This is a genomic window from Erwinia sp. E602 (assembly GCF_018141005.1).
Lineage (GTDB): Bacteria > Pseudomonadota > Gammaproteobacteria > Enterobacterales > Enterobacteriaceae > Erwinia.
In genome coordinates, this window is sequence record NZ_CP046582.1 from 18,654 (window position 1) to 34,347 (window position 15,694).

General features: G+C 60.9%; 15 protein-coding genes and 1 pseudogene. 6 read left to right on the forward strand and 10 right to left on the reverse strand.

What is annotated here, in order from left to right; genetic code table 11:
- Window positions 1-45 precede the first annotated feature (45 nt).
- The 4 genes from ghrB to GKQ23_RS01505 form a co-directional block, all read right to left on the reverse strand.
- Entirely contained in the window at window positions 46-1,020 is a 975-nt protein-coding gene (gene ghrB / locus GKQ23_RS01490; RefSeq protein ID WP_212409580.1) for a glyoxylate/hydroxypyruvate reductase GhrB, read from the reverse strand.
- A gap of 48 nt (window positions 1,021-1,068) precedes the next feature.
- A complete protein-coding gene (locus tag GKQ23_RS01495) occupies window positions 1,069-2,361 on the reverse strand; it encodes an MFS transporter (protein ID WP_212409581.1) in 1,293 nt (430 codons plus the stop codon).
- Window positions 2,362-2,446: 85 nt separating this feature from the next.
- Window positions 2,447-3,400 (reverse strand): sugar kinase, encoded by a 954-nt coding sequence (locus GKQ23_RS01500; RefSeq protein ID WP_101505524.1) that lies wholly within the window; start codon window positions 3,398-3,400, stop codon window positions 2,447-2,449.
- Between the two features lie 2 nt (window positions 3,401-3,402).
- Window positions 3,403-4,152 carry a sugar phosphate isomerase/epimerase gene (locus GKQ23_RS01505; RefSeq protein WP_212409582.1) on the reverse strand — a complete coding sequence of 250 codons (750 nt, stop codon included), beginning with the start codon at window positions 4,150-4,152 and terminating at the stop codon, window positions 3,403-3,405.
- A gap of 313 nt (window positions 4,153-4,465) precedes the next feature.
- On the opposite strand from GKQ23_RS01505, the gene GKQ23_RS24040 reads away from it, so the two are divergent.
- On the forward strand, window positions 4,466-4,591 hold the full coding sequence (locus GKQ23_RS24040; protein WP_256442831.1) for a hypothetical protein: 126 nt from the start codon (window positions 4,466-4,468) through the stop codon (window positions 4,589-4,591).
- Window positions 4,592-4,646: 55 nt separating this feature from the next.
- Here GKQ23_RS24040 and GKQ23_RS01510 read toward each other — a convergent pair whose 3' ends face one another.
- The 6 genes from GKQ23_RS01510 to fdhE form a co-directional block, all read right to left on the reverse strand.
- A complete protein-coding gene (locus tag GKQ23_RS01510; protein ID WP_212409583.1) occupies window positions 4,647-5,675 on the reverse strand; it encodes a LacI family DNA-binding transcriptional regulator in 1,029 nt (342 codons plus the stop codon).
- A gap of 48 nt (window positions 5,676-5,723) precedes the next feature.
- Entirely contained in the window at window positions 5,724-6,710 is a 987-nt protein-coding gene (locus GKQ23_RS01515) for a LacI family DNA-binding transcriptional regulator (protein WP_212409584.1), read from the reverse strand.
- 103 nt (window positions 6,711-6,813) lie between these two features.
- On the reverse strand, window positions 6,814-7,476 hold the full coding sequence (locus GKQ23_RS01520) for an OmpA family lipoprotein (RefSeq protein ID WP_056240955.1): 663 nt from the start codon (window positions 7,474-7,476) through the stop codon (window positions 6,814-6,816).
- Window positions 7,477-7,589: 113 nt separating this feature from the next.
- Window positions 7,590-8,153 (reverse strand): DNA-3-methyladenine glycosylase I, encoded by a 564-nt coding sequence (locus tag GKQ23_RS01525; RefSeq protein ID WP_212411515.1) that lies wholly within the window; start codon window positions 8,151-8,153, stop codon window positions 7,590-7,592.
- Between the two features lie 160 nt (window positions 8,154-8,313).
- The gene (locus GKQ23_RS01530; protein WP_212409585.1) at window positions 8,314-8,925 is read right to left on the reverse strand and encodes a glutathione S-transferase; all 612 of its coding nucleotides are present in this window, start codon (window positions 8,923-8,925) and stop codon (window positions 8,314-8,316) included.
- A gap of 3 nt (window positions 8,926-8,928) precedes the next feature.
- Window positions 8,929-9,855 carry a formate dehydrogenase accessory protein FdhE gene (gene fdhE, locus GKQ23_RS01535; protein ID WP_212409586.1) on the reverse strand — a complete coding sequence of 309 codons (927 nt, stop codon included), beginning with the start codon at window positions 9,853-9,855 and terminating at the stop codon, window positions 8,929-8,931.
- 212 nt (window positions 9,856-10,067) lie between these two features.
- On the opposite strand from fdhE, the gene fdhD reads away from it, so the two are divergent.
- The 5 genes and pseudogenes from fdhD to GKQ23_RS01560 all read left to right on the forward strand — a co-directional run bounded on the left by fdhD (window position 10,068) and on the right by GKQ23_RS01560 (window position 15,660).
- Window positions 10,068-10,907, forward strand: a complete 840-nt coding sequence (gene fdhD / locus GKQ23_RS01540; protein WP_212409587.1) for a formate dehydrogenase accessory sulfurtransferase FdhD — start codon at window positions 10,068-10,070, stop codon at window positions 10,905-10,907.
- Window positions 10,908-11,108: 201 nt separating this feature from the next.
- Complete coding sequence (sodA, locus tag GKQ23_RS01545) at window positions 11,109-11,726, forward strand: superoxide dismutase [Mn] (protein ID WP_056240942.1); 618 nt, start codon at window positions 11,109-11,111, stop codon at window positions 11,724-11,726.
- Between the two features lie 334 nt (window positions 11,727-12,060).
- A pseudogene (locus tag GKQ23_RS01550) lies at window positions 12,061-13,566 on the forward strand (sugar ABC transporter ATP-binding protein).
- Window positions 13,563-14,567, forward strand: a complete 1,005-nt coding sequence (locus GKQ23_RS01555; protein WP_056240933.1) for an ABC transporter permease — start codon at window positions 13,563-13,565, stop codon at window positions 14,565-14,567. The pseudogene GKQ23_RS01550 and the gene GKQ23_RS01555 overlap by 4 nt, the downstream one beginning before the upstream one ends.
- A gap of 25 nt (window positions 14,568-14,592) precedes the next feature.
- The gene (locus GKQ23_RS01560; protein ID WP_056240929.1) at window positions 14,593-15,660 is read left to right on the forward strand and encodes a sugar ABC transporter substrate-binding protein; all 1,068 of its coding nucleotides are present in this window, start codon (window positions 14,593-14,595) and stop codon (window positions 15,658-15,660) included.
- The last annotated feature ends 34 nt before the right edge of the window (window positions 15,661-15,694 follow it).

Sequence of the window (15,694 nt, forward strand, 5' to 3'; positions counted from 1 at the left end):
CAGGCGGCAGCGCGTTCGCCGATCCCTGGCCCTGGCGATGCCCCTTTACTTCAGCGCCTGTGGATTGACGCAGTTTTTCTCTACCTGGCCTGCCAGCGCCGCGATCAGGTTATCCACCGCGTCGCGCGCCATGCCGTAGCGGGTTTCATGGGTGGCGGAGCCGATGTGCGGCAGCGCCACCACGTTCTTCAGCTTCAGCAGCTCAGAGCTCAGCGGCAGCGGTTCCTGCTCAAACACGTCCAGCCCGGCGGCGTGGATCGTACCGTCCTTCAGCGCGGCAACCAGCGCCTGCTCGTCGACCACCGGCCCGCGCCCGGCGTTGATCAGGATCGCGCTGGACTTCATTTTCGCCAGCTGTTCGCGGCCGATCAGATGATGCGTCTCGTCGGTCAGCGGCAGGATAATGCACAGGAAGTCCGATTCGGCCAGCAGCGTATCCAGGTCGCAGTACTGCGCCTCAAAACGTTCTTCGGCCTGCGGATGATGTTTACGGGCGTTGTAGAGGATCGGCATGCCGAAGCCGAGGTGCGCGCGCTGCGCCAGCGCCATGCCGATGCGGCCCATACCCAGAATACCCAGCGTTTTGTGGTGTACGTCCACGCCGTACCACTCCGGGCCAATGCTCTTTTTCCACTCGCCGGCCTTCACCTTTTCCGCCACTTCCACCACCCGGCGCGCGCTGCTCAGCACCAGCGCCATCAGCGTATCCGCCACGGTTTCGGTCAGCACGGTCGGGGTGTGCATCAGCACCACGCCACGATCGTTCAGCGCATTGACGTCGAAGTTGTCATAACCGACGGAGACGGTTGAGGCCACGCGCAGTTTCGGCGCGTGCTGCAGGAGTTCAGCGTCGACCTTACCGCCCGCGCCCAGCAGACCCTCGGCGTTCTTCAGCGCGTCGGCGTGCGCCGCAATGTTCTCCGGGGTTAAGCCGTTAAATTCGGTCACGCTGAAGTGGTCATCCAGCTTCGCGCGTAAATCGGCAGGTAGCGACTTGTACAACACCACAGAAGGTTTCATTCGGTTCTCCCTGTTTGATAGCGACGGGCCGCGGCGGCCCGTATGAGATTAAGCGTGTTTTGCGCACTCAGGCATCGCTGACGTCTGGTTGCGGGCCGGCCGTACCGCCAGCATCAGCACCACGGACACCAGCAGCGCCCCGGCCATAAAGATATAGGAGGCTGCCGGGCTGCCGGTTTCGCCGTTCAGATAACCGACCACCCACGACCCGAGGAAGGACCCCAGCGCACCCATCGAGTTGATCAGCGCCATCGCGCCCCCGGAGACGTTACGTGGCAGCATCTCCGGAATAATGGCAAAGAACGGTCCGTAAGGGGCATACATGGCGGCACCGGCAATCACCAGCAGCGCGTAAGAGAGCCAGAAGTTGCCTGCCCCTACCCAATATGAGCCAAAAAAGGCCAGCGCGCCCAGTAACAGTAACGGCCAGACAAACAATTTGCGAGTCTGTAACTTATCCGAGGCCCAGGAGACCAGGATCATCGCCATCGTGGCGGCGAGGTAGGGCACCGCCGACAGCCAGCCGGCTTCTACCATTCCCATCTGACTGCCGTTGCGCAGGATGGAAGGCAGCCACAGCACGAAGCCGTACACGCCAATGCTCCAGCAGAAGTACTGGGCGCAGAGCAGGATCACGTTGCGTGACTTAAACGCCTCGCGGTAGTTGCGCACCGCCTTCAGGCCGGCCTGCTCTTTCTGCAGCTGCGCCTGCAGCGCGGCTTTTTCAGCGTCGCTCAGCCATTTAGCCTGCGCCGGTTTATCCTGCACCAGGAACCACCAGGCGACGGCCCAGATCACCGCCGGAAAGCCTTCGATGATAAACATCTCGCGCCAGCCGTACGCCTCGATCAGGTAGCCGGAGACCACCGACATCCACAGCACCGTCACCGGGTTGCCGAGGATCAGGAAGGTGTTGGCGCGGGAGCGTTCCGACTGGGTAAACCAGTTGCTGATGTAGATCAGCATCGCCGGCATCACCGCCGCTTCCACCACCCCGAGCGTAAAGCGGATAGCTGCCAGCATCGGAATGTTGCTGACCATGCCGGTCAGGGTGGCGCACATTCCCCACAGGATCAGGCACCAGAACACCAGTTTTTTCACGCTGCGTCGTTCAGCGTAGATCGCACCGGGGATCTGGAAAAAGAAGTAGCCGAGGAAGAACAGCGCACCGATCAGCGACGAGACGCCTTTAGTGATGCCCAGATCTTCATTAATCCCCGCGGCGGAGGCGAAGCTGAAGTTGGCCCGATCGAGATATGCCAGACTGTAGGTGATAAACACAATCGGCATGATGTACCACCAGCGTTTAACGGCGAGTGACTGCGGTTTTTCTGCGTTCATGGTGTTTCCTCTGTAGAGGGGAGCCACCGGCGTTTCCGGGCGGGAACGGTGGGGTGGCGGGTTCTTTTTTCGCAGGCTGTCGGGGTTAAAAATCACCCAGTTCTGCGCGGTTCGGCAGTCCTTCACTGTCACCGATCGCCTGAATCGCCAGCGATCCAATCTTATTGCCGCGGCGAATGGCCGCCGGTAACGCTTTACCTTCCAGCAGCGCGCTGATCACGCCAACGGCAAAGCCGTCGCCCGCGCCGACCGTATCCACCACCCTGCTGACCGGGAAGCCAGCGACATGGCCCCGTTCACCGGCGGCGGTTTTGTACCAGGCACCGTCGCTGCCGGTCTTAATCACGACCGCTTTTACTCCCTTCGCCAGGTAGAAATCGGCGATGGCTTCCGGCTGGCGATAGCCGGTCAGGATCTGGCCTTCGGCCAGTCCCGGCAGCACCCAGTCGGCGTACTGCGCCAGTTCGTTCAGCCGCGCGACCATCACTCCTTCGCTGGGCCACAGTGACGGACGCAGATTTGGGTCGAACGACAGGCTCCTGCCCGCCGCTTTCATTTCGGCCGCCGCGTGGTGAACCAGCGCCAGCGAGCTGTCGGAAAGGGCGGCAGCCACGCCGCTGAGGTGCAGGTGGCGCGCCGCGCCGAAGTAGTCCGGGTTAAAGTCGTCTGTGGAGAGATGGCTGGCGGCAGAGCCTTTGCGAAAATACTCTACCTGCGGGTCAGAGCCGTCATCCACCGATGATTTCAGCTGAAAACCGGTGGGGTAACGCCGGTCAGTAGTCACCTGACGGCGATCGATCCCTTCCAGGTCCAGCTGCTGGCAGATAAAGCGGCCAAAGGAGTCATCGCCAACGCGGCTGACCCAGCCGACCCGCAGGCCGAGGCGCGCCAGCCCGGTGGCCACGTTCAGCTCGGCACCGGCAGCGCGTTTGCTGAACCGCGTGGCGCTGGCCAGGTCGCCGCGCTCGCCGGCGACAAACATCGCCATCGCTTCACCCAGGGTCACCACGTCCAGCGTAGCATCAGTTTTCAGGTTCATGGTTACGCCTCCCGCAGCAGGTTGACGTAGCGGCGGGTGACCGCCACCAGGTCAGGGCCTTCGAGCGGGAATTCGATCGCCCGTGGAACGTCAGCGGGCAGCAGCGCCAGCGTCTCGCGCCACAGTGTGTCGTTCTCATCCGGCGGTACCGCCCGCCAGCCGCTGCCCTGGGCAGCCACCGCCTTCACGTGGATATAGCTGACGTTGCGCGCCAGGCGGCGGGCGGCCTCCAGCGGTGGATCTCCCGCCCACAGCCAGTTACCGGTGTCGAAGGTCATGCCGCTGCAGGTGCGCTCCTCTCCGCAGCCGTGGAAGAAGGCGTCCAGCGCGGCCAGCCGGCCGCAGTCGGTCTGATCGTTCTCGACCACCAGGTGCACCTGCTGCCGGGCAAGATAGTCGCGCAGGGCACGGCGATCCTGCTGCGGACGATAGTGGCCGAGCGAATATTTGATCAGCTGGGCGTTCAGCACCCCGGCTTCGGCAAAGTGCTGGTCGAGGCGCGGGTTCAGCGCGCCGTCGGCCATAAACAGCGCTTCCGGCACCGAATAGACCGCGATCAGCCGCGCCGCCGCGATCGCCGCCGCCAGCGCGGGCAGTTCCTGCAGCTGCTGTTCGTTAAATAACTCGCGGCGGATCTCGACGCCGTCTGCTCCTGCGGCGGCAATCACCGGCAGCAGCGCCTGCTGCCCGCCGAGTTTCTCAATCTGTTGCGAGCCATAGGCTGCAGTGACGACAAACACTTCTCTTTTCATGTTTCCGGCCCCTTTTGCCCGATTTGATGTAAAAACGTTAAATGGGACCGGTTCCAAAGGAAAGCGGCGGCTGCTGAATTTATGATCGCGCTCACGGACCGGGTAATTTTTTGTACCATCAGGCATCAAAAGCAGCAAATGACCGGAAAACCTCCGCAGCGCTCAGCACAATAGCCGCGGGTGTTTTACAGGATTTCACTCTGGCAGGGAGTATAACCGAATGTACAGTGAACAAAGGCAGGCGCTTTTCGAGGAACTTCACCGGCAAATTGAGGACGTTCTCAACGACAGTCCGCTAAGTCTTGAAGAGAAAATGGCGGTAATAATACGCTTCAGTTACCTGATTATGCGTTCCAGCCGCGGTAACCTGGTGGAGATGGAGGTCTCCGACGGCAGTAAAATCTCCGTCCGGCTGGAGCCACCGCGGGTGGCGCACTGAAAGAATTAACCGGCGGGGAGATCCCCGCCTGCGGTATCGGGGATTTTCATTAATGCTATCCTGTAAGCATTCGCGTTGAACCGCGCACGATCAGCTCTCCCTGGAACACCTGCTCCCCCTGTGGCTGCGGGTCGCCTTCGATGCGGCGGATCACCTGTTCCAGTGCGGCGTGGCCAATCTGCCAGGTAGGTTGCTTTAAGGTGGTGATGCCGCTGCCGGCCAGCTCAGCCCACTCCAGCTCGTCAAAGCCCAGCAGGCCGATATCTTCTCCCCAGTTCAGGTCAAGGCGGCGCAGCGCCCGCGCCACCTGCAGCGTCAGCGCGCCGTTGACCGCCATCACCGCACAGCGCAGAGGGCGGTGACGCTGATAAAACTCCTGCAGCACCTGCTCAATCCGCTGATTTTCGCCCAGCGTCACCTCTACCTGCTCTGCCACCAGGCCGGGATGCTGTGCCATGCGCTGGCGGAAGGTGTGCACGCGCTCCAGCCGGGTATTCACCAGCCCGAGGCGCTCGCTGACAAACAGCAGCGCCTGATAACCGCGATCCAGCAGATGGTCGGTAGCCTCCAGCGCCGCCGCGTGGTTATCCAGGCCGACCACATCGCAGACAAAGTCGGGGATCTTGCGGTCAATCAGCACCATCGGCAGCGAAGACTGCTGCAGTTTGCTCAGCGCCTGTTCACGCATGCCGACGGCGTTAACCACCAGCCCTTCAACCTGATAGCTGCTGAGCAGGTTGAGGTAATACTGTTCCAGCTCCAGCGCGTTATTGGTGTTACACATCAGCAGGGTGTAGCCGTGCGCCCGGCAGGCGGCTTCGATACCGCTCAGCACGTCTACCGAGTACGGGTTGGTAATATCGGCAATCAGCAGGCCAATCAGGCGGGTGCGGCCACGCTTCAGCCCGCGCGCCATCTGGCTGGGGCGGTAATCGAGGGCGGCGATCGCCGCTTCAATACGCTGCCGCAGCGCGTCGGAAAGCACGTCAAACTCGCCGTTGAGATAGCGGGAAACGCTGGTCTTGCCGGTTTTTGCCGTGCGGGCAACGTCGCTGATGGTGGCTTTAGCGGCCTTAGGATTCATGGCGGTCTCGGATTGCAGGTATTGCGTCAGCCTATCACAACTGCCCGCTCACGGCAGTATCAGCTGCGGTTGCCACAGCACCTGCAGGGCACTCAATGACTCACCCTCGATCAGCTGTTGTGCCATCTGTGCCACCTGCTGCCCGACCGCCAGCCGGGTGGCCTGGGCGATACTGGCAACCGGCTCGGTGATCACCGAGTCCGCGGGCAGGCCGTCGTAGACCATCAGCTCAACGCGATGACTGCCGGCCAGGCGACCGGCCTCGCGCAGGGCAATCGCCGCGCCGTCGCCCAGCATATTGCAGTCGGTGATTAAGGCCTGTAGCGCGGGCTGTTCTGCCAGCAACGAGCGGGTCATACGATACCCCTCACGGCGTGAAGGTTCCACCTGCCAGCACAGCGCCGATGACAGCCGGTGCTGCTGCATTGCGTCCAGATAGCCCTGGCGGCGCTGGCTGACGAAGGTCTGATCGTGGTGGCTGCCCAGCCAGCCTATCTGGCCCAGCCCCTGAGCGGCATAATGTCCGGCGGCCAGACGGCCACCGGCGTAGTTATCAAAATCGAACCAGGCATAGGGGGCATCCAGCTGGCTGCGCCCGAGCGCCAGGAAGGGAAAGTCCAGCTGCTGCAGCCTGAGCAGGCGGCTGTCATGGCGGCAGGTATGGGCGACGATCAGGGCATCCACACTGTGCGTGCGCAGAATGCGCTGCAGGTTGCGGTGGTCGTCCTGGGTATCATCGGCGATTGCCAGCAGGTCGATATCGTGCCGCGCAAGCGATTGTGCGGTAGCCGCCATCATTTCTACAAAGCTGGCATCGTTAAACGGCTGGGGCTCAACCGGAAACAGTAAACCGACCGCGTTGGTTTTACCCATCTTCAGGCGGCGGGCGACCGTACTGGGGCGATATCCGCGACGGCGGGCTTCCAGTTGAATACGCTGGCGCGTCTCCTCTGCCACGTCGTTGTAGCCATTAAGCGCCCGGCTGACGGTGGTAACGGAGAGGCCCAGTTTGGCGGCGATAGCTTTCAGTGACATGGTGTGCAGGCAACGATCATTTTTTGCGCACACTAGCACGATTCACTAAAATTCGCTATGGCGCAGAGGATTTATTCCCTGCGCCAACGCCGCCGTTCAGGCGTTACTGCAGAGGGCTGAGGGTAATTTCGACGCGGCGGTTTTGCGCTTTACCCTCGGCGGTGGCGTTAGAGGCCAGCGGATTATCCGGGCCCTGCCCGCTGGTGCGCAGGCGATCGGCCGCCACGCCCTGTACCACCAGCGCGCTGCCCACGCTGTCGGCGCGCTGCTGCGACAGGGTCATATTCAGCTGACGGCTGCCGCTGCTGTCGGTGTAACCCACCACGTTTACCGCGGTTTTAGGATACTCTTTCAGCACCATCGCCACGCCGGTCAGCGTATTCGCTCCCGCAGGTTTCAGCGTGCTGCTGCTGCTGTCAAAGGTGACGTTATTCGGCATGTTCAGCACGATATTATCGCCGTTGCGGGTGACGCTGACCCCGGTACCTTTCATCTTGTCGCGCAGTTTGGCTTCCTGCACGTCCATGTAGTAACCGGCTCCGCCGCCCAGCGCCGCACCCGCCGCCGCGCCAATCAGCGCGCCCTTACCGCGATCTTTTTTCGATGAAGAGAGCGCACCCACGCCCGCTCCCAGCGCCGCACCAAGGCCAGCGCCAATACCAGATTTGCCCGCTTCCCGTTCGCCGGTATACGGGTTGGTGGTGCAGCCTGCGAGGGCCAGCGTTCCGCTCAGCACCAGCGCCAGGGTAATGACACTTTTCTTCATGGGTATTCCCTCTTTCTCATTCAGCTGCGGGCAACCTTACCCGCTGGCCGGGCTATTATGCCGCTGAAAAGCGCGGGAAATCCCCAGGTGCATTCCCAAATTTTCCGGGCCGGCTACGGCTGACGATCGGGGTGGCAGAAGCAGCCGCTAACGTGCTCGCTGATCAGCCCGCAGGCCTGCATAAACGAGTAGCAGGTCGTCGGGCCGACAAATTTGAAACCGCGTTTTTTCAGCGCTTTTGACATCGCTTCGGCGGCCGGGCTGATGGTCGGCGCATCACGATAGTGTTCAAAACGGGTGATCTGCGGCTGATGGTCAACAAAGCCCCAGATAAAGTCGTGGAAGGATTCACCGCTGGCCTCCATCGCCAGCAGCGCGCGGGCGTTAGCGATGATGGCGTTGATTTTGCCGCGATGGCGGATAATCCCGCTCTCCTGCATCAGGCGGTCGGTATCCACCTCATCCATCTGCGCCACCTGTTTCGCATCAAAGTGGTGGAAAAGACGGCGATAATTTTCCCGTTTTTTCAGCACGGTTAGCCAGGAGAGCCCGGCGACCTGGCCCTCAAGGCAGATCATTTCAAACAGCGCCCGCGCGTCGTGGTGCGGTACGCCCCATTCGCGATCGTGGTAAGCGAGGTACAGTGGATCGTCAGAGACCCAGCCACAGCGTTGCATCATATCCCTGGTCCTTTGCCGGTTAGTGGATACTGTAAATTAATACAGTATTTTAGCGGGGTTTTTGCAGGTTGTGCAATACGTGTTCACCGCTTTCGCTGCCGGTTGCCGCTGGCGGGCACCGGCAATCGGGCGAACGGGGCGCAGGCAATACAGGACGTCAGGCGGCGGAGGGCTCGGTGCGCGTGAAGCTGGCGCGGGTGAACAGGTTATTGGCCAGCGCGACCAGCGCCGGGCGGTTAACCGGCCAGCCGGGTAACACGCGGCGGAAGTTCAGATAGCTCAGCAGACAGGCGGTGGCGATATCGGCCAGATTCATATCCCGTCCGTTAAGCCAGCGGCCGGTGACAGCCGCGGCTTCCAGGGCATCCAGCCCGCGCTCGATTTTCTGGCGCTGGCGCGCCATTATCTGCTCTGACTGCTGTTCCGGTTTCTTCTGCAGCTCAAGGACGATCAGCAGCGCCGCATCACCAATGCCGTCGGCCAGCGTCTCAAGCTGACGCACCTCCAGCGCGGCGACCGGGTCAACCGGCAGAAACGCCGGAGCCTGGTGCAGGGACTCCAGATAAGCCGCGATCATCGCTGAGTTGTACCAGACCTTACCCTCATCGGTGACCAGCGCCGGGACTTTTCCTAACGGGTTATAGTCCGGAACGTGGCTCTCAGCGACCCACGGCGATTCGTTAACAAACTCGAAGGTGATGCCCTTTTCCAGCAGCATCACGGATATTTTGCGCACAAAAGGGCTGGTATAACTGCCGATCAGTTTCATCGTTCACTCTCCCGGAAATAAAAACGGATTGATGCTGCTGCGGGCAAAGCCCTCCTGCTCCATACGGGCATCCAGCACCAGCGACGCCAGATCGTCGGCCACCGGCTCTACCGCCGGGTCGATCTGCTGGTGAAGCAGCTTGAGGAAGGAGCCACAGTCGCCGCAGCTCTCGGTTTTGACCGCGGCATTCACCCCTTCAAGCGACCAGTAGTGTAGCTGCTTCTCCTGCCCGCAGTTGCTGCACTGGCTGCGCGGCATATGCCATTCAGTTTCGCATAAGTTGCAGTGCAGATAGCGGGCGCTTTCGCCGCCGCTGGCCATCTGCATCACGCCACAGACCGGCACGCTGCCGCACACCGGGCAGAGCGGACGGGGTTCGCCGGCCTCAGCCCGCGCGTGGCCGGGGATCAGCGCCGCCATCTGCGCCCAGCAGACCGACAGCGCCGCCCAGATAAAGGGTGAACTGTCGCTGTTGACCTGGGTAAATTCATGCCGCAGCAGCGACTGCGCCATCGCCTCCAGCTCGCTGGCGGAGGCCTTCTCCAGATTCTCCAGCACCGCCAGCGCCTGGCCACTCATCTCGGGTTTCAGCTCGGCGATCAGCGACTGCAGCAGCCGCTGCCAGTGTCCGTCGCGCGGCAGCGTCGCCACGTCCAGCGGCGGCGTTCCCACGCGGGCGCTGTCGGCCAGCCGGGCCTGTAAATCCCCCTGTAGCGGATGATCGTACAGTACGATAACCTGCGCGCTGGCCACCACCGCCGCAAAGCGCAGGTAGTCGCCGAGCGGGTTTTTCTCGGCCAGCTGACGCAGGCGGCCAGCCCGGCGGGCATACAGTGACTTCAGCTGTGGAAACAGTAACGGCGGGATCTCACCTTCGGGCCGGTCAGGGTGCCTGTCCTGTGGTGCCTGCGGGATAATGCGAATAGTCATCAGGAGCCTTATTCGGGTGAATGGCACTGCCAGAAAGGGCAGTCTGCTGAAAATTATAGTGGCCGTCTGCCGCCTCTTCCATGCGCCATCGCACGGCATAATGCGTTTTTCGGCACGCCCGCCGCCGGTTCACACTCAGCCGCGGCGTTTTTTGGTACGCTTAGTAGCAACATTACCACACTCTTCGCAGGGCGGACCGGGCAGGTGACTCAGTGAGCAATAAACAACGGCAGGACGACCACCACGCGCCGTTAGACGGTGCAGGCCAGCTGTCCGTCTGGCAGCGCAACGCGCTGGAGCAGGCGCAGCCAGACTGGCTGGCGGAAGAGGTGCCGGTAGCGCTGGTCTATAACGGCATCTCGCACGTGGTGATGATGGCCACGCCAAAGGATCTGGCGGCCTTTGCGCTCGGATTTTCCCTGTCAGAAGGCATTATCAGCGGGCCGGAAGAGATTTTTGGCATCGATATTGTGCCGGCCTGTGGCGGTATTGAAGTGCAGATTGAGCTCTCCAGCCGACGTTTTATGGGGCTGAAGGCGCAGCGGCGTGCGATGGCGGGGCGCACCGGCTGTGGCGTCTGCGGCGTGGAGCAACTGGCCGAGATCGGTAAACCGGTGCCTGCGCTGCCCTTTACCCAGACCTTTGATTTCAACCGGCTGGACGGCGCGCTGCACCAGCTCACCGACTTTCAGCCGATCGGCCAGCTGACCGGTTGTACCCATGCGGCCGCGTGGATAGCGCCAGACGGCCAGCTGCAGGCAGGCTGTGAGGATGTCGGTCGCCACGTGGCGCTGGATAAGCTGTTAGGCCAGCGCTGTCAGGCAGAGTGGGGAAGCTGCGGTGCTGTGCTGGTCTCCAGCCGGGCCAGCTATGAGATGGTGCAGAAAGCGGCGATGTGCGGTGTGGAGATCCTGTTCGCCGTCTCTGCTGCCACCCGGCTGGCGGTGGAGGTGGCGCAGCGCAGTAACCTGACGCTGGTCGGGTTCAGCAAGCCGGGCCGGGCCACGGTATACAGCCATCCTCAGCGCCTGCGCCAGTCAGACCCAAAGTAAAACAATCCCTTAGATCGTTTGGTTATACTGGGGGCAGGGAAAGCCATAACCCCTGTGCCCCGCCCGCCTGGGGTGTTAACCTTACTGATTGCGGGGCATTGATATCCCTTTTCCCGATCATTTATTTAACTATAATGATCCGACTGCTTACCCGGTGCTGAAAAAACTGGCACCGCCATAACTTTAATGGAGACGATGAACATGAGTTATTCACTGCCATCCCTGCCTTACGCCTACGACGCGCTGGAACCCCATTTCGACAAGCAGACGATGGAAATCCATCACTCTAAACACCACCAGGCCTATGTTAATAACGCTAACGCAGCGCTGGAAGGTACCGAGTTCGCTAACCTGCCGGTTGACGAGCTGATCGCTAAACTGGACCAGCTGCCGGCCGACAAGAAAGGCCCACTGCGCAACAACGCCGGTGGTCACTCTAACCACAGCTTCTTCTGGAAAGGCCTGAAAACCGGCACCACCCTGGGTGGCGAGCTGAAAGCGGCGATCGAAAAAGATTTCGGCAGCGTTGAGGCTTTCCAGGCCGAGTTCGAAAAAGCCGCAACCACTCGCTTCGGCTCCGGCTGGGCGTGGCTGGTTAAGAAGGGCGACAAGCTGGCGGTGGTCTCTACCGCTAACCAGGACAGCCCGCTGATGGGCGAAGCAGTTGCCGGTGCTTCCGGTACGCCAATCATCGGTCTGGACGTGTGGGAACACGCTTACTACCTGAAATACCAGAACAAACGCCCTGACTACATCAAGGCATTCTGGAGCGTAGTAAACTGGGACCAGGCTGCAGAGCTGTTCGCTGCGGCGAAATAATCTGTTAGTCCGCTGATAACCGGCGAGGTCCATCCCTCGCCGGTTTTTTTTCGCCCGTCTGGCGCCACGCCGTTCACGGCCCTGGTAACCCTTACTCACTTAACCTGGCCGGCTACGCTGGCGTAAACAGCATAATTACGCTGTGATTAAGTGATAAATTAACTTAATCATCTGCTTATTGCTTCCTCCTCAGCGCTTAGCGCTATAGTCATTGGACATCTGGATGGCTAATACCATTTCGTGTTAGCTTATGCCCTTTCGTTCGTTGCCAGCCGTGATAATCCATTAAAAAATGCGGCTCGACTGTTGATTTTTTTTGCCAGAGAAACTCGTCATGACCGCGTTAAATCGCCTTGAAATGCGCCATATCTCGATCGCTTTTGGCGGTTTTATGGCGCTTAAATCGGTGGACCTCACCCTGGAAGGACATTCGATTCACGCGCTCACCGGCGCCAACGGGGCCGGAAAATCGACGCTGATGGCGGTCCTTTCCGGTGCCTGGGAGCATTACAGCGGTGAAATCCTGCTCGATGGACAACCGGTCACTATCCGTTCCCCGCGCGATGCCAAACAGCTGGGTATTCACCTGGTGCAGCAGGAGGTGGACGTGGCGCTGGTCGCCGGCCTCAGCGTGGCGGAGAACATCATGCTGGATCGGCTGGCCGAAGGCGGCGTGCTGTATCGCTGGGGTGAACTGCGCCGCCAGGCCCGCGCCCTGCTGGCACAGCTCGACGTGCAGATCGACGTGCGCCAGAAAGTTGAGCAGTGCACGCTGGCGGAAAAGCAGCAGATCCTGCTGGCGCGTGCGCTCTCCCACCACTGCCGTTTCCTGATCCTCGATGAACCTACCGCACCGCTCGATCAGCATGAAAGCGAACGGCTGTTCAGCGTGGTGCGGCGTCTGCGTGAGAGTGGCATCGGCGTGGTGTTTATCTCCCATCGCATTCATGAACTGAAGGCTACCTGTGACCGGCTGACGGTACTGCGTGACGGGCAGCTGATTGAAAGCGGCCCGATGCAGGGGCTGAGCGGTGAACAGATCGTTGAAAAAATGCTCGGCCACCAGCTGGACGATATCTACCCGCCGCGGCGGCCGCCGTTCAGCGATGAGGTGCTGCTGCAGGTGACCGGGCTGCACGATGAGAAGTTGCTGAAAGACATTACCCTGACCCTGCGCAAAGGCGAAATCCTCGGCCTTGCCGGGCTGGCCGGCGCGGGCAAAACCGAGCTGTGCAAGGCGCTGTTCGGTGCCAGCAAGAGCCGCCTGCAGCAGGGCGAACTGCACGGCAAGCCGTGGCGGCCGACCGCGCCGCACGCGGCGGTGGCTAACCGCATGGCGCTGATCCCGGAAGAGCGGCGTAAAGAGGGGATCTTTATCGATGAGTCGGTGGTGATGAACCTCAGCGTCAGCGCGGATAACAGCTTCTCGCGCTAGAGCCTGTTTGGCCACCGCCGCGCGTGGCGCTGGGCGGAAGAGGTGATTGCCAGGCTGGGGGTGCGCACCACCGGGCCACGGCAGACCCTGCGACGCCTCTCCGGCGGCAATCAGCAGAAGGTGGCGATTGGCAAATGGCTGCGCAATGACGCCGACGTGCTGATCTTTGATGAACCGACCAAGGGCGTCGACATCAAGGCAAAAACGGACCTGTTCGAACTGATCGACGGGCTGGCGCGCCAGGGCAAAGGCGTGATTTACGCCTCCGGCGAATTTTCCGAACTGGTTGGCCTGTGTGACCGCATCTGCGTGTTGTGGGACGGTCGCATTGTTGCCGAGATGGCGGCCAGCGACGCTAACGAAGAAACACTTTTACTTTACTCCACCGGAGGAACCCCTGCGTGAGCAGCAAAGAACACTCTCTTAAAGCGGCACCGTCCGTCCGCCATCAGCTCACGGATTTTCTCTATAAGTGGGGCATGCTGCTGACGGTAGTCCTGCTGATCGCCGGCTTTGGCATCGCGTCTGACAGCTTCCTTGAGCCGACCAACATTATCAATATCCTGCGCTCGATCGCCATCGTGACGGTGATCGCCATCGGCGTCTCCGTCTCGCTGACCATCGGCGGATTTGACCTCTCTGTCGGGTCAACGGCGTCGCTGGCCAACTCGCTGGTGATTTCGCTGTTTGTCTGGTACGGCTTTGGTCCCACTCAGGCAATTGCTCTGACCCTGCTGCTGTGTACGCTGGTCGGCCTGTTTAACGCCTTTATGATCGTGGTGCTGAAAATTCCCGATATGCTGGCGACGCTGGCCAGCCTGTTCGTGGTGCAGGGCGTGGCGATGACCTACAGTTTTGGCGGTTCGATCACGGAAAACATGGTGTTGCCGAGCGGTGATATGGCCGAAGGCACTATTCCGCCGGTGTTCTCGCTGCTGGGCCAGGTGCCGGTAATTGTTATCGTTATGCTGGTCGTCACCGTGGTAGCGCAACTGCTGCTGTCGCTGACCAAACACGGGCGGCGCATGTATGCGATCGGCGGTAACCCGGAGGCGGCGCGCCTGTCCGGCATTCGCACCAACCGTTACCGCATCCTCGCCTATGTGATCTCGGCGCTGCTGGCCGGGCTGGGCGGCATTTTGCTTGCGTCACGCATCGGCTCCTCGCAGGTAAACGCCGGTGGCGGTTATCTGATGGATGCGGTGGCGGCGGCGTGGATTGGCCTGTCGCTGGCGGGGGCGGGTAAACCGAACGCGCTGGGCACCCTGCTGGGCGCGGTGATCCTCGGGGTGCTTCAGAATGGCCTGGTGATGCTGTCGGTGCCCTATTACGCCATGGATATTATTAAAGGTCTGGTGCTGGCGGTTGCACTGGCTATCACCTACGTTCAGCGCCGACCGGCCTGACATTTGCAGACGGGAAAAGAGAATAATGAAAAAAATTACGCTTTCACTGCTGGCGCTGAGCCTGTTAAGTTCGCTGCCCGCCCTTGCGGCTGACGTTGCCATCCCGGCCGCGATTGCCGATCATCAGGGCCCGGTGCGCGTGGCGGTGATCCGCAACCTGGGCTCGGACGATAACACCACCCAGTTTGTGGCCGGGGCGATCCAGGAAGGGCGCAAGCTGGGCTTTAAGGTCAGCACCTTCCTCAGCAACGGCGATGACGCCCGTTTCCAGGACTTCGTGAACCAGGCGATCAGCCAGAAGTATGACGGCATCATTCTGTCGCACGGTAAAGACCCTTACGCGACCGCGCTGGTAAAACGCATTACCGACGCCGGCATCAAGGTTTCGGTCTTCGACACGCCGGTGAATCAGACTCTGCCGGGCGTCACGGTGACCGCCCAGGATGACGCCTCGCTGGCGCAGCTGTCACTCGATCAGCTGGTGAAAGACAGCAACGGCAAAGCGAATATCGTGAAGCTGTGGGTCGCCGGCTTCCCGGCGATGGAACGTCGCCAGGTGGTGTATGAGAAGGTGCTGAAGGCCAACCCGGGTATTCACCAGCTGGAATCGATTGGTGCCGTCTCTTCCGACGTGCAGGGCGATACCGCTAATAAGATTGGCGCCATTCTGGCTAAATATCCGAAAGGCAAAATTGACGCCATCTGGGGTTCATGGGACGCGTTTGCTCAGGGCGCTTACAAAGCCCTGCAGGAGAACGGCCGCACTGAAATCAAACTCTACAGCATTGACGTTTCCAACCAGGATCTGCAGCTGATGAGCGAGAAAAACAGCCCGTGGCAGCAGACCGTGGCGGTAGACAGCAAGCTGATTGGTGCAATCAACATGCGCCTGGTAGCCAATAAAATCGGCGGCGAGCCAACGCCGGCCAGCTATCAGTTCCAGGCCGCAGCCATCTCTCAGTCGCAGCTCAAGGCCCAGCCAGGTGCCGTTAACGTCGCCACACTGAGCAAGATTATCCCAGGCTGGGGCACCTCACCTGATTTCGTCGCACCGTGGTTCGCACCTCTGGAAGCAAAATACGGTAAAAAATAACCTCCGATTACGTCTTCCGACAACGGCTTATCCT